The organism is Membranihabitans marinus (assembly GCF_021729155.1).
GTDB classification, from domain to species: Bacteria; Bacteroidota; Bacteroidia; order Chitinophagales; family Saprospiraceae; genus Membranihabitans; species Membranihabitans marinus.
This window is the reverse complement of the sequence record NZ_JAJQYA010000001.1, coordinates 304845-317403: the sequence shown is the minus strand read 5'-3', so window position 1 is coordinate 317403 and position 12559 is coordinate 304845. Positions and strand designations below refer to the sequence as shown.

Below are 12559 nucleotides of genomic sequence, written 5' to 3'. Positions count from 1 at the left end.
TTTCTTAGTATAAATGACTAGAGTATTCATAGACCAATTAAAACATTCTTTGATTTCAGAGTAAATCTAAATGGATGGTTGCTAATGAAAGAAGGGTAAGACTAAGCCTACCCCTCTAATAAATTCCTTTTGTCCCACAGCAATTTTTAACAGCTGACAAATATTAATTTAGCTCCAACCTAAACCTCAAACTCCCCCTCTTACTTCTCTCCCCTAAGCTTCTTAAATATATATTCCATTTGCTTACCAGCAGCTTCTCTTCCACCCAAACCAAATGATAGGGCAATAGCCACGGCAATAGCACCCAAAGTCAGGCCAAAGGCCAAATTCACTATCTTGTCGGCAATGCCCATTTGATTTAAGGCAATTCCCAAAAATAAAACCAATATTGCGTACTTAGCAATATTCGCAATGACTTGACTTTCCTTTCCCTTAGACACCGATTTATAAGCCAAATTGCTGAAATAATTCCCCAATATCAAGATCACAATACCGAATAAGACACGACCAGATAGATGTAATAGATCGGACAAGATTTCATTTAATTCATAAAATCCCAATTTTTCTATACCGGTAATTAAACCAAAAAATACAATAAAGAAAAAAGCCAAGTTGGCCAGCAATTTCGATAGAGAATAATCACCAATTAGATCACCAATCTGTAACTTTTTAGCTATAACATCAACACCCAAACTCGTAAATAACTCATTGAGTAAACTCGCAATAAATTTTCCCCCAATAATAAATACGGCAATGATCACTGCTGCCGCCACAATACTGGGAATACTGGAAACAAAAATGCTCAGCATCGAAGTAGCTGGATCAGAGATAGCTTTGATATTAAGAACATCGATGGCCGCAATTAAAACAGGGATAAAAATCAATATAAAAACTACTTTTTTCAAAATATTGTTGAGATCTAAACTCATAGATTCTGATGTAATTCCCAGTCGATCAGAAATTGATTCAAAAGCCGACCCCCCAATTCCGACTAGTTCAGAAGCTATGGTAGCTATTATATAACCCACATATCCAATAACCAAGGCAGCAATTACATTGGGTACAAAACCAAAGAACTCACTGGCCATCTCCTTTAATGGATCCAATACCTGCCTAACCCCTAACATCTCCAAGACCACCAACAATACCACAACCATGATACTGTAATACACCAATTTGGCTAAGAATTTTTCTGGACTTACGGTCGACTTAGCCCGTTTAAATAGCCGATTGTCTAAATTTGTCCTTTTAAGCAAGCTTTGCGTCAGTCGACGCAATCCTGAAGCCACCAACCAACCAATGAACAAAACCAGTATAGCTCCTACAACTCCTGGCAAATAATTACTGATTGATTGAAGAAATGAAGAATAGTAATCGTTAAAATATTCCATCTTTATAGATTTATAGTTTTAAAAATACAAATTTGGTGTTAATCAATAAAAAAGCCTCTTATTGTTCTATTTGACGATAACACTTTCATTATGTCACATTTATAATTTACATGACTTCTGAATTTTAACCGATAATGACCATTATCTCTCCTTTCACAATGGACAGAATTAATCAATAAAAATTTTAATTGTGGAAAATGTAAGTATTACAAATAGCCAACCTCAAATCATGTAATACTTAGATTGGCAATTATATACTCCATATAAACCATTCAGAGGCTAACGGATAATAAATCACATTAGAAATACCATTGTCTTGTCTTATATTTCAATCAATATCCCTAATTTCATTCGCTAAAATAGTAGTCATTAAAACTTACCAACTCCATATCAATCATAATGTGTTTCATCACAACTCATTGGATTCAACCACATCCTACATCATCAAGCATTGGGCCTGCATTACAGGAGGGAATGGTGATCAACGATCAAAGTTATTGGATATAATATACAGAGACCTTCATGGAGCTAAGTTAGTTGACATCGAAAGCTATAACCGACAACTGGTGATTCAAAAAACCTTGTCAAAGAGCAAATATCTCAGTAATAGTCAATCCAATAATGGGTTTTTCCAACAGCGATTTCAAAGCGCATATTCGGATTCCGACGATGTAGTGGGCAAACATTTAAGCGAAATAAATACCTCATCCGGCTATCGCCATTTTAAACCTCTTATTCAAACCCTAGCATTGGATCAATTGTGGAATAAACCGCTATTTCATTTATCTTCTGGTGAATGGCAGCGTTTTGTGATTGGCTTACAGACCATAACTTTTCCCGATATTATTTTAGTGGACAACGGCTTTAAAGGATTGGATAGAAGTTGGCAAATTAAAATTATTGAACTATTCGAGTCCGACGCTATAGATACTCCTTTTCTAATGTTCACGTCAGACTCAGTAGAAGCTATAGATTCTGAAAATCACATTATCAACATTGCCCCTCTAACAAAAAGCAATCTCAGAAAGAATGAAGATTCTATAATTTCCGATGACTTATTCAAATTCCTAATAAATAATAATAACGGGAATAACGGAACTGAGCAAATTAGAATGGAGGGAATCAACATTCAATATGGCAATACAAAAATTCTCAAAGACCTAGATTGGAAAATAAATGCAGGTGAAAGATGGCAGATAAAAGGTAAAAACGGAGCCGGTAAAAGCACATTACTCAGCCTAATATATGGAGACGTGCCCCAAGCTTATAGAGAAGCTATTTATTTATTTGGTCATAAAAAGGGAAGTGGCCAATCGGTATGGGAGGTAAAATCTAAAATATCCTACTTCAGTTCTGATGAATTTCTGTATTACCGGCATAATGGCAATGGAAAGCAGGTCATCTTAAAACAATTAAAGACGCCATATATTACTACCGTTCTACCATCTGATCAAACCATTTACCAAGTATGTGAATATTTTAATATCCTAGATGCCTTGGATAAGCCTTTTAAAGCATTATCAAAGATAGAGAGAAAGCAATTACTTCTTATAGGAGCCTATCTGAAAAACGCAGAGATATTGATACTCGATGAACCCTACCATGATTTTGAAATGGAGAGGATCCAATTAAACAACAAATTTTTAGATGGCTTATTAAATCGAAGTCATAGAAGCCTACTCTTCGTCACCCATTTGGAAAGTCATTTACCCTCTGGTATCAATCGTGAATTCACTTTAGGCTAAATCCAGTATTCTAGACAGGTTTTGTAGATTTAGAAATAATTTTTTCAAGCTCTTCCAGTGATTTACCCTTGGTTTCTGGCATGACTCTAATTACAAAAATCAGCTGCAATACCATAGCCACCGTGAAAAAGGTGAATGCATAGGCACCTCCATTGTTCAATTCAGCGACTACGGGGAATACCCAAGTCAATAAAGCAGCCCAAAACCAATGCGTAAGACTTCCCAAAGCCTGACCTTGGGCACGAACCGAATTAGGAAAAATTTCAGATAAGAAAACCCAAATAACAGCACCTTGAGAAAAAGCAAAAAATGCAATAAAACCCATTAAATAAACAAGGGTAGCGTACCCTTCAAAATCCTGAAAATAAAAGGTCTTAGCTGTCATTCCAAGAAAAAAGATCATCCCTATTGACCCAATTTTCATTAAATATTTTCTCCCAAATCGATCAATGATACTCATGGCCAATAAAGTAAATACCATATTGGTCAGTCCAATGATAACTACTTGGAGTAGGGCCGTTTCCTTACCCATCCCTGTCATGGCAAATATTCTCGGGGCGTAATACATAATGGCATTAATACCAGAAAATTGATTAAATGTGGCTAAAAGGAAGGCCAAAAGGATGGGGAAATTAAATTTCCCTGAAAACAATCGCTCTTTTAAACCAGCTCTATCCTTGGCTAAAGAAGTTTCAATATCGGTCAATAAATGACCGGCATCATCTTCCATCAAACTCTCCAATACTACTTTAGCCTCTGCACTTCGATTCTTCTTGACCAACCAACGTGGACTTTTTGGTATGGTAAATAGCAATGCAAAAAATATTATGGCAGGAAGGGCTTCCACACCAAGCATCCATCGCCATGGTTGATTTTCGATTAGACCATTGATTAAATAATTGGACAAAAACGCCACTAAAATTCCGAATACTACATTGAATTGGAACATAGCCACCAACCTTCCTCTATACCGCGCTGGTGAAATCTCAGATATATACATAGGGCCAATGACAGAGGAAACCCCTACAGCCAATCCTCCTATAAATCTATAAAATAGAAAAAAATACCAAGAACCAGCCATCGCACTTCCAATGGCAGACACAAAGTAAAACAATGCCAGAATGATTAGAGATTTCCTCCTTCCAAAATAATCCCCTAACCGCCCGGAAACAACAGCACCTACGATGGTGCCAATGAGGGCAATGGAATTGGTAAAACCATGCCAAAAACCATCTAAGTCAAAGACTATCTTAATGTCTTGTTCGGCACCAGAAATAACTGCCGTGTCAAAACCAAATAACAATCCACCTAAGGCAGCTACCAATGACGAATAAAACAATTTTTTGGGCATAAGGCTTAATTATGATAAAATGTAAACAAAAAACCATCTCTTAACCAAACTCTCCTAAACAACTCAGTCTTTTACAATCTTCTAATCCAGATATTTCTATAACTAACGGGATTACTGTGATCTTGCAACAAAATAGGACCCGGTCCATGGGCTTCATATTTCGGTTGACCGATAAAGGCGGTACGGCCTTTTATTTCAGTATGATTTTGAACCAACACTCCGTTGTGCAATACGGTTACATAGGCTGGCGATTTCAACTCTCCATTTTCGTTAAACTTAGGTGCAGTATAAATCACATCGTAGCTATTCCAATTACCTGTAGGCTGAGTTGCATTGACCAAAGGAATGGCTTGTTTATATATACTAGCTGCCTGACCATTGGAATAAGTTCTATTATTGTATGAATCGAGTACTTGTAATTCGTACTTTCCCTGTAAAAAGATTCCGCTATTTCCTCTACCTTGACCTTCACCTTGAATAACTAATGGAGACCGCCATTCAATATGTAACTGAAAATCTTCAAAGACTTCCTTGGTTTGAATTTGTCCTGACTTAGGCACCACGGTAAAAATATCCCCACTTACATCCCAACCAGGGGCCTGACCATCACCATTGGTCCACTGATCCAAATTATTCTCAGAAAATAAAACAATGGCATCACTTGGCGCACTGGCATAACTATATCCAGGGCTGATGACTTTGGGTTCTGGCTCCCAAACCTCAGTATCTTCGGGCTTGTCTTGAGCAGATAAAATATTCGATAAAGTCATCAACAAAAGACTGGCTAATAAATAGGATTTTTTCATCTAAGTAAAAATTTTCAACAATATACAAGAATAAATAAAAAATAAAAGAATAGGTCTAAAAAAAAAGTGGAGGTTGGATATTACATCCAACCCCCAAAGCTAAACCCCAAAAGAAACAAAAAGATAAAAAATAGCTACTTAATGGTTCTAGCTAATATATCATTACTTACCGTCCAGTACTTCCTTGATCTTACCTTCGATTTCATCTGCAACCTCAGGATTATCAAGCATAAACTGCTTGGCGGCTTCTCTACCTTGAGCAATCTTAGTATCGCCGTAACTATACCATGAACCAGATTTGGTTACGATATTGTGTTCAACTCCTAAGTCTACGATCTCTCCTTCTTTGGAGATCCCTTGCCCGTAGAGAATATCAAACATGGCTACCCTAAAAGGTGGAGCCAATTTATTTTTAACAACTTTCACCTTAACGGTGTTACCGACTATTTCGGTATCCTTATTCTTAATCGGCGAACCACTTCTGCGAATATCCAATCGCATGGAAGCATAAAATTTCAGTGCATTTCCACCAGTGGTTGTCTCGGGATTACCAAACAATACGCCAATCTTTTCTCTCAACTGATTGATAAATATGCAGCAACAACCGGTTCTACCTATTGTCCCCGTCAATTTTCTAAGGGCTTGTGACATCAAACGAGCTTGGAGGCCCATTTTTGAATCACCCATTTCTCCTTCTATTTCTGCTCTAGGTGTCAATGCAGCTACTGAGTCAATCACTACAATATCAATAGCTCCTGATCGAATCAGGTTTTCAACTATTTCAAGAGCTTGCTCCCCGTTATCCGGTTGAGAGATTAACAAGTTCTCTGTATCTACTCCCAATGCCTGGGCATAATTGCGATCGAAAGCATGCTCTGCATCGATAAAAGCGGCAATCCCACCTTGTTTTTGACATTCGGCAATAGCGTGAATGGCCAATGTGGTTTTACCCGATGACTCCGGCCCATATATCTCTACTACTCTCCCGCGTGGAAATCCATTGACTCCCAACGCTATATCCAGACCCAACGATCCAGTAGAAATAGTTTGGGCTTCTACTACAGGCGCATCTCCCATTCTCATAATCGCCCCTTTACCATAGGTCTTATCTAGACGGTCCATGGTCATTTTGAGCGCCTTTAATTTCGCCTCTTTATTATCTGACATTTAGTTAGTTTTCCTTTGATGTTATTACCAAATATACAATAATAATTTATAGAATTTCAAATAAAAAAATCAATTTTCTGAATTAATTTTTTTTTATAAAATAGTCTTCACCCTAGTACTTGCACTATAATCTAAAATTCTAGCACGACTTCGAGCTGAAGGACGACGTTTTTCTATAGTTATTAATTGGTTGGCTTCCATCAATTCAACGTAGGAATCGTTCACTTCGGAATCGCGTTGAATCTCACCCATAATCTGAGCATTCTCCTCAGATTTGGTCTCATTGTAGATAAAGGAAATAAGTTTAAGTGTAAAATCTAGTTTCATAGGCCGATTTTCTAAAAGGTTTTTAATTATAAAAAAATTCTCTTCTAAAACTAATTTTAATTTACCAATATTGTTAAATCCTAAAATTTAACATATCCCAAAATATCATAATCCATACCCCTTCAAAACCCATGACTCATTACAATGTTTCATGTTATATCTCACAGTATATGGTCTGCTGGAATCCAAAGACATTTCTCAAAATTTTGAACTTTGTTATTTTTAATAACAATATTTTCCGCCTCTAATTTTTCTGCCATATAATTGGGAGAAGCAAAATGTAGCCGACCACTCAATACCCCAGCGGCATTGACCACTCGGTAAGCAGGTATATCTCCATCCCAATCTTTGAGTTGACTCAGTGCATAGCCCACCATCCTAGGAGAACCTAAGGCCAAAAAATCGGCAATATGACCATATGTCGACACCTTGCCCTTGGGTATCAATTGAACCACTTCATATACCTGTTCGTAATAAAATTTTGTTTTTATTGTCATACCTTTGTTTTCAACTATAAATACAATCCAATTAGTATGCAGGAAGATGCAATAAATTATTTAATCTACGGTGTAAAGAACCTTACTGATGCGCGATATTTCACAGCTATGGGTGTTGAATATCTGCACTTTGAACTAAATCCCAAATCAAATTTCGCAATTTCTGAAAAGGATTTTCATGAAATCATCGCTTGGGTTGAAGGTCCGAAAATTCTTTGCTCCTTTGATCATTTGTTCGACGAAGACCAAATTAAATCGCTTATTCAATCCCCACATATTCAAGGAATGGTAAGTCAGTTTCCAGATCTTTTAGATTTTTGTGCTTCTGTAACTCCCCTTGAAACATTTTTGCAAATTCAGGACACAAACAATATTTCACCGGTGGCCGATAAATATAAGACCATAGCCCCTAACAGTCATCCAGAACTCGACCATCCCTACATCCTCTGTGATACGGTAAATATTGCCATAAATCGACTTAAAGACAATGTTAAACATATCGGGTTAATTGCTGGTGACGAATCTGAAGTTGGCATTAAAGACTTTGAAGAATTCGATGATTTATTTTACCAAAATTTTGCGGAGTAAGGTATAATTCAATATCGCTCACAGTGTTAAACGTCATTACAAATTCAAAATATTAAGCTTTTTGCGCTTCAATAGCCTTAGCCATTTCGTGAAAAACCTCAATCGGAACTTGTTCAGCCCGCAAGTCTCCAATTTTAAGTTCTTCCATTAAGACCTTATAGTCAGGATTGAAGAAATTATTTCGCAATTTTTTGCGTCGATGAGCGAATGCTGCCCGAACAATTTTTTCCAAGGTGCGATAAGAGAAAGAAGGCAATTCCGCTTTACGATTAAATCTTACTACGGCAGACATAACATTGGGTGGTGGAGAAAAATCACCCGGTTTCACTTTAAAGATTATCGTGCAATCATAAAAACTCTGAGTCAAAATAGCCAATGAACCATAATCTTTGGTATTCATTTTTCCATTGATACGCTGAGCCATCTCATACTGAAACATTCCCAAGCCATGAGGGACTAAGTCATTCTGCGAGATCATTTTCACCACAATTTTAGATGAAATATTATAGGGGAAATTACCAATTAGAATAAAGGGCTGACCTTCGAAGACCTCTCGAAAATTCAGTTCCAATACATCATCGGCAATTAACTGGTCAATTCCCAATATGTCGTTGTCGTGTAAATATTCAACCATATCCCTATCCAATTCTACGGCTTTAAATTCTTTGCCGAGATTTTTGGCTGACATAGTCAAAACACCTTTACCAGGCCCCACTTCCAAAATATGATTGGTATCCACCCAACCATCGATCACAGCAATCATTTTATCGATTACATGTGTATTTTTCAAAAAGTGCTGTCCAAAAGATTTTTTTGCCCTCATCTATATATGTATTTCATCAATCGCTTTTATTAACTTTACCCACCATAAGATAATTTTATTAAAAATCAAGGTGTTTATATAAAATTCACTTGATTGTAAAATATTATCTTTATTCATTTGATAAATGTAAGACATATATATGTATAAGCCTAAAATCGGCCTCACTCTTGGAGATGTTAATGGTATAGGACCAGAAGTAATAATTAAAATGCTCGCAGATGAAAGGATACTCAATCAATGTATCCCCATCATATATGGTTCATCAAAAATCATATCATATCACAAAAATATTGTCAAACCAGACAGCTTTGAATACAACACCATTAGTTCTGCTGAACATTCGAAAGACCACGGCATCCAACTGATCAACTGTTGGAATGAAAATATAAATATAACCCTTGGCGAAGTCAATGAATCTGGGGGGAAATATGCCATTCTTGCTCTCGAACAAGCACTGACCGACTTAAAGAACAGTCAGATTGATGGAGTAGTTACCGCGCCAATTAATAAAAACTCCATGGCCAAAGCCAATTTTGGATTCCCCGGTCACACAGAATACATTACTAAGTTTTTTGACACCAAAGAATCCTTAATGTGCATGATCAAAGAGGATGTCAGAGTAGGATTGGTAACCAATCACATACCGGTGTCTGAAGTGGCTGGCCAGATATCAAAGGCGCTAATAAAGACGAAAATAAAGATTTTTGAGAATAGTTTAAAGAGTGATTTTGGCATTGAAAAACCGTTAATTGCCGTTCTTGGACTCAATCCTCATGCCAGTGATGGCGGGGTCATAGGTAGTGAAGATGATAATATAGTGCGTCCCGCAGTCTTGGAATTTAAGAAAAATGGAAGTTTTGTATTTGGGCCCTATGCCGCTGATGGTTTTTTTGGCAGTGGAGAATACAAAAAATTCGATGGTATATTGGCCATGTACCACGATCAAGGACTAATTCCTTTTAAATTACTGAGTTTTGGGGAAGGTATTAACTATACTGCAGGCCTGCCCATTGTACGGACTTCTCCAGACCACGGTACTGGTTTTGATATAGTGGGCAAAAATATAGCCAACCCCCAATCTATTCGCCAAGCCCTCTATAGTGCAGTGGATATTGTACGACAACGCAAAGACTATGCTGAATCTCATCAAAATCCGCTTCAAAAACAAAACGCTCACTTAGAAGGAGACGATAATTTTAATCCGGAAGAATTCGATCAATAAAAAAGTAGAACATTGAGTAAGAAAACGAAAGTTATATTATTGATTTTTGGGGTACTACTGTTAGATCAGGTGGTAAAATTTATCATCAAAACCAACATGTACTACCATCAGCAAATCCCAATATTGGGACAAGATTGGGCATTTATTCATTTTGTTGAAAACAATGGCATGGCATTTGGCCTAAGTCTTGGTGAAGAATATGGCAAATTGGCCCTCACTACATTTCGGATTATTACCGTCATAGTATTGGGGTTTTTCATCCGACAATTGATCGATAGAAAAGAACGGTTCGGACTTATTATCTCCCTATCCCTCATTTTTGCTGGAGCTATGGGAAATATTATTGACAGTATATTTTATGGAGTTATCTTCAACGAAAGTGGTTACATTCCTGCCGAAATCGCAACATTTATGCCAGCGGAAGGTGGATACTCCAAACTATTTCACGGCAAAGTAGTCGATATGTTTTACTTTCCCATGATTGAATGGAATTGGCCTGAATGGATGCCATTAATTGGCGGCAATGATTTTCAATTTTTCCGCCCTGTATTCAATATAGCCGATTCTAGTATTTGTATCGGCATGTTTATCCTGTTGATATTTTACCGAGATTTCTTTTCAGGGAATATCAAAGGTGATAAAAAAGAGGAAAAAGTATCTGTAGAAGCTCAAGCTGAATAAATATCAATTAAAGTTTCTAGATATAAATTTGGCTTACCTGCTCTACACAAACTTATACTGTGTTGTGATCCTACATTTTGCTTTGATATTTCTATATCTGCAGACCGAGGTCATAAAGTGAAATAAGCCGTTAGTGATTAACATAAGAAAGATTCATTAATCTCCTTCCTTATTGAATTAAATACAATATTAAAGATTCATGATATAATTAAATTCTTCATTTCATCTAAGCTATACATAACCCAATTTCAGTAAAAATTTAAAAATCTTTCATTTCAGTAATTTCCTCTGGAAATTCATTGGCAGAATGAGCTGCCTGTTGAGCTATCTTTACATTTAAGGGAATCATATCTTTAGGGTGGTAAGCATTACCGATCACACTTTCATTCATCAATTTTTCAAACCAAACGCAGGAAGCAATATATCTCCCCATATCATTTAGGTGATATCCATCCCTTGTAAAGTTATCCTTTAAATAAGAAGTTCTAGCATTTTGGATGGCTGTGCCAACGGGTATAATATCATAAACAGGAATAAGACCTGTGGCTTGACCATAGGCATCAACAATAGCACGGAACATCGTTTTTTGATCATAATTATACGCTGATACTTTCCCTTCCATAGATTTCTGAGCATAAGCCCAAATCCTATGCAGCAAGTACCGCGTATTTATATTTGGATTAATTTCTTTTACATTGTTGTACAACACCTTTAGTGGCTCTTCAAATGTTTCAAACATTCCTGAAAGGTTACTTACTTGCTGAAAACTAATATAATCCCAGGATTCATCTTTGATGGCAGTTGAAAGGGAAGTACCAGGTTTTATCGTTTTATTACCATTGGTATCAATTTTTCTGTAACTATAAGCTGTACTATCACTAACTACATTTTTGGCATGCCAAGACATTTCAGCTCCTCCGATATACATATTTCCTATAATTATTTTTTTCCCTGCGGCCTTAGCCAATCCATATAAATGAAATTCTAAAGCATCTTCCGAAAAACTGTTCCCAATTGCCAAAATTTTTAGAACTTCATCATCTTCTATCGAGACATGAATACTATCTATCAGAGAACTATCGATAGAAGCAAAGGTCAATATAGCCTTGCCGGGCTCTAATCCGAGAATCGTAGCTTCGTAAGTCGTTGAATCAACATCAATGCTCAAAGCCGAACTAGGATTTACCGACCAACTATAAGCCTTAGTTGAAATATCTACATTTTCAAAATCAGGTTTCACCCTAACTTTTGTATAAGTATAAGCCATTAATGTAGATGAAAGACTGACCTTGGTTTCCGAAATTTCGCTTAACAAAACCTCTCTATTGGCCTTATCAATGCCCTGGCCAGAAACAACATTAACTGTGACTTTTCCTTCGTCCTCGGTCGACAATAAACTTTTATCCACCAATTCAATTTCTAATACCGAGGTATCAGAAGAAGTCGATGCATGATTCTTAAGTGAATGAATCGCCTTATAAAAATGTGTTGTTAAAACAATTTGAGAATTTACAGCAATCGTTGTCTGGGGTAAACCTATGTTAATATTCCTTTCAACATCTGCACTTTGTGCCTTATCAAAACCAAACATTAAAAAAACTAACAAAAACAGAGTGAGTTTATCTAGTTTAAGTTGCACTTTATTTACTTTTTTCATTGAAAAGAATTTTATTTCAAATATTTACGAAAAGCATTAATCTTGATTTCAAACCAAATGAAAATACACAGGCAATTAAAAAGACTTCCGTACATTTTGGTTAGAAAAAGCCATGAACCGACCAAAAATAAGGGTTTTACCACTATTAATAAGGTTTGTAGACCATAAAACAGTGTTGGATAAAAGAGTATTTATAATATATAAACAGCTGATCGACCTATAGAACTGATACATAAGGCTTTTAGCAATAAAAAATGATTACTGATCTGAAGAGGTTTTGACCAATAACTGGGCAAACACACCC

12 protein-coding genes are annotated in these 12559 nt (G+C 36.5%); 4 read left to right on the top strand and 8 right to left on the bottom strand.

Features of this window, described 5'->3' with window-relative positions; genetic code table 11:
- Positions 1-200: 200 nt before the first annotated feature.
- On the bottom strand, positions 201-1391 hold the full coding sequence (locus LVD51_RS01135; protein WP_236969331.1) for a mechanosensitive ion channel: 1191 nt from the start codon (positions 1389-1391) through the stop codon (positions 201-203).
- Positions 1392-1792: 401 nt separating this feature from the next.
- Between LVD51_RS01135 and LVD51_RS20085 the strand changes: the two genes are divergently transcribed.
- On the top strand, positions 1793-3136 hold the full coding sequence (locus LVD51_RS20085) for an ATP-binding cassette domain-containing protein (protein WP_236969330.1): 1344 nt from the start codon (positions 1793-1795) through the stop codon (positions 3134-3136).
- 10 nt (positions 3137-3146) lie between these two features.
- Here the strand turns inward: LVD51_RS20085 and LVD51_RS01125 are convergent, their stop codons facing one another.
- The 5 genes from LVD51_RS01125 to LVD51_RS01105 all read right to left on the bottom strand — a co-directional run bounded on the left by LVD51_RS01125 (position 3147) and on the right by LVD51_RS01105 (position 7284).
- Positions 3147-4487, bottom strand: a complete 1341-nt coding sequence (locus tag LVD51_RS01125; protein ID WP_236969329.1) for a sugar porter family MFS transporter — start codon at positions 4485-4487, stop codon at positions 3147-3149.
- Between the two features lie 71 nt (positions 4488-4558).
- The gene (locus LVD51_RS01120) at positions 4559-5293 is read right to left on the bottom strand and encodes a 3-keto-disaccharide hydrolase (protein ID WP_236969328.1); all 735 of its coding nucleotides are present in this window, start codon (positions 5291-5293) and stop codon (positions 4559-4561) included.
- 162 nt (positions 5294-5455) lie between these two features.
- Positions 5456-6460 carry a recombinase RecA gene (gene recA, locus LVD51_RS01115; protein ID WP_236969327.1) on the bottom strand — a complete coding sequence of 335 codons (1005 nt, stop codon included), beginning with the start codon at positions 6458-6460 and terminating at the stop codon, positions 5456-5458.
- A 93-nt stretch (positions 6461-6553) separates the two neighbouring features.
- Positions 6554-6787, bottom strand: a complete 234-nt coding sequence (locus LVD51_RS01110) for a hypothetical protein (protein WP_236969326.1) — start codon at positions 6785-6787, stop codon at positions 6554-6556.
- 161 nt (positions 6788-6948) lie between these two features.
- The gene (locus LVD51_RS01105) at positions 6949-7284 is read right to left on the bottom strand and encodes an MGMT family protein (protein WP_236969325.1); all 336 of its coding nucleotides are present in this window, start codon (positions 7282-7284) and stop codon (positions 6949-6951) included.
- Positions 7285-7320: 36 nt separating this feature from the next.
- Here LVD51_RS01105 and LVD51_RS01100 point away from each other — a divergent pair, with 36 nt between their 5' ends.
- On the top strand, positions 7321-7872 hold the full coding sequence (locus tag LVD51_RS01100) for a hypothetical protein (RefSeq protein ID WP_236969324.1): 552 nt from the start codon (positions 7321-7323) through the stop codon (positions 7870-7872).
- A gap of 52 nt (positions 7873-7924) precedes the next feature.
- Here the strand turns inward: LVD51_RS01100 and rsmA are convergent, their stop codons facing one another.
- Complete coding sequence (rsmA, locus tag LVD51_RS01095; RefSeq protein ID WP_236969323.1) at positions 7925-8695, bottom strand: 16S rRNA (adenine(1518)-N(6)/adenine(1519)-N(6))-dimethyltransferase RsmA; 771 nt, start codon at positions 8693-8695, stop codon at positions 7925-7927.
- A gap of 139 nt (positions 8696-8834) precedes the next feature.
- Between rsmA and pdxA the strand changes: the two genes are divergently transcribed.
- Together pdxA and LVD51_RS01085 are read left to right on the top strand one after the other, a co-directional pair.
- Positions 8835-9917, top strand: a complete 1083-nt coding sequence (gene pdxA, locus LVD51_RS01090) for a 4-hydroxythreonine-4-phosphate dehydrogenase PdxA (RefSeq protein WP_236969322.1) — start codon at positions 8835-8837, stop codon at positions 9915-9917.
- 12 nt (positions 9918-9929) lie between these two features.
- Positions 9930-10598 carry a lipoprotein signal peptidase gene (locus LVD51_RS01085; RefSeq protein WP_236969321.1) on the top strand — a complete coding sequence of 223 codons (669 nt, stop codon included), beginning with the start codon at positions 9930-9932 and terminating at the stop codon, positions 10596-10598.
- Between the two features lie 259 nt (positions 10599-10857).
- Here the strand turns inward: LVD51_RS01085 and LVD51_RS01080 are convergent, their stop codons facing one another.
- Positions 10858-12255 carry a DUF4886 domain-containing protein gene (locus LVD51_RS01080; RefSeq protein WP_236969320.1) on the bottom strand — a complete coding sequence of 466 codons (1398 nt, stop codon included), beginning with the start codon at positions 12253-12255 and terminating at the stop codon, positions 10858-10860.
- Between the last annotated feature and the right edge of the window lie 304 nt (positions 12256-12559).

Excerpts from the sequence above, each read along its gene's own strand:
- LVD51_RS01135 (WP_236969331.1), bottom strand. The coding sequence starts at position 1,391 with ATGGAATATTTTAACGATTACTATTCTTCATTTCTTCAATCAATCAGT.
- LVD51_RS01125 (WP_236969329.1), bottom strand. The coding sequence starts at position 4,487 with ATGCCCAAAAAATTGTTTTATTCGTCATTGGTAGCTGCCTTAGGTGGA.
- LVD51_RS01120 (WP_236969328.1), bottom strand. The coding sequence starts at position 5,293 with ATGAAAAAATCCTATTTATTAGCCAGTCTTTTGTTGATGACTTTATCG.
- recA (WP_236969327.1), bottom strand. The coding sequence starts at position 6,460 with ATGTCAGATAATAAAGAGGCGAAATTAAAGGCGCTCAAAATGACCATG.
- LVD51_RS01110 (WP_236969326.1), bottom strand. The coding sequence starts at position 6,787 with ATGAAACTAGATTTTACACTTAAACTTATTTCCTTTATCTACAATGAG.
- LVD51_RS01105 (WP_236969325.1), bottom strand. The coding sequence starts at position 7,284 with ATGACAATAAAAACAAAATTTTATTACGAACAGGTATATGAAGTGGTT.
- LVD51_RS01100 (WP_236969324.1), top strand. The coding sequence starts at position 7,321 with ATGCAGGAAGATGCAATAAATTATTTAATCTACGGTGTAAAGAACCTT.
- rsmA (WP_236969323.1), bottom strand. The coding sequence starts at position 8,695 with ATGAGGGCAAAAAAATCTTTTGGACAGCACTTTTTGAAAAATACACAT.
- pdxA (WP_236969322.1), top strand. The coding sequence starts at position 8,835 with ATGTATAAGCCTAAAATCGGCCTCACTCTTGGAGATGTTAATGGTATA.
- LVD51_RS01080 (WP_236969320.1), bottom strand. The coding sequence starts at position 12,255 with ATGAAAAAAGTAAATAAAGTGCAACTTAAACTAGATAAACTCACTCTG.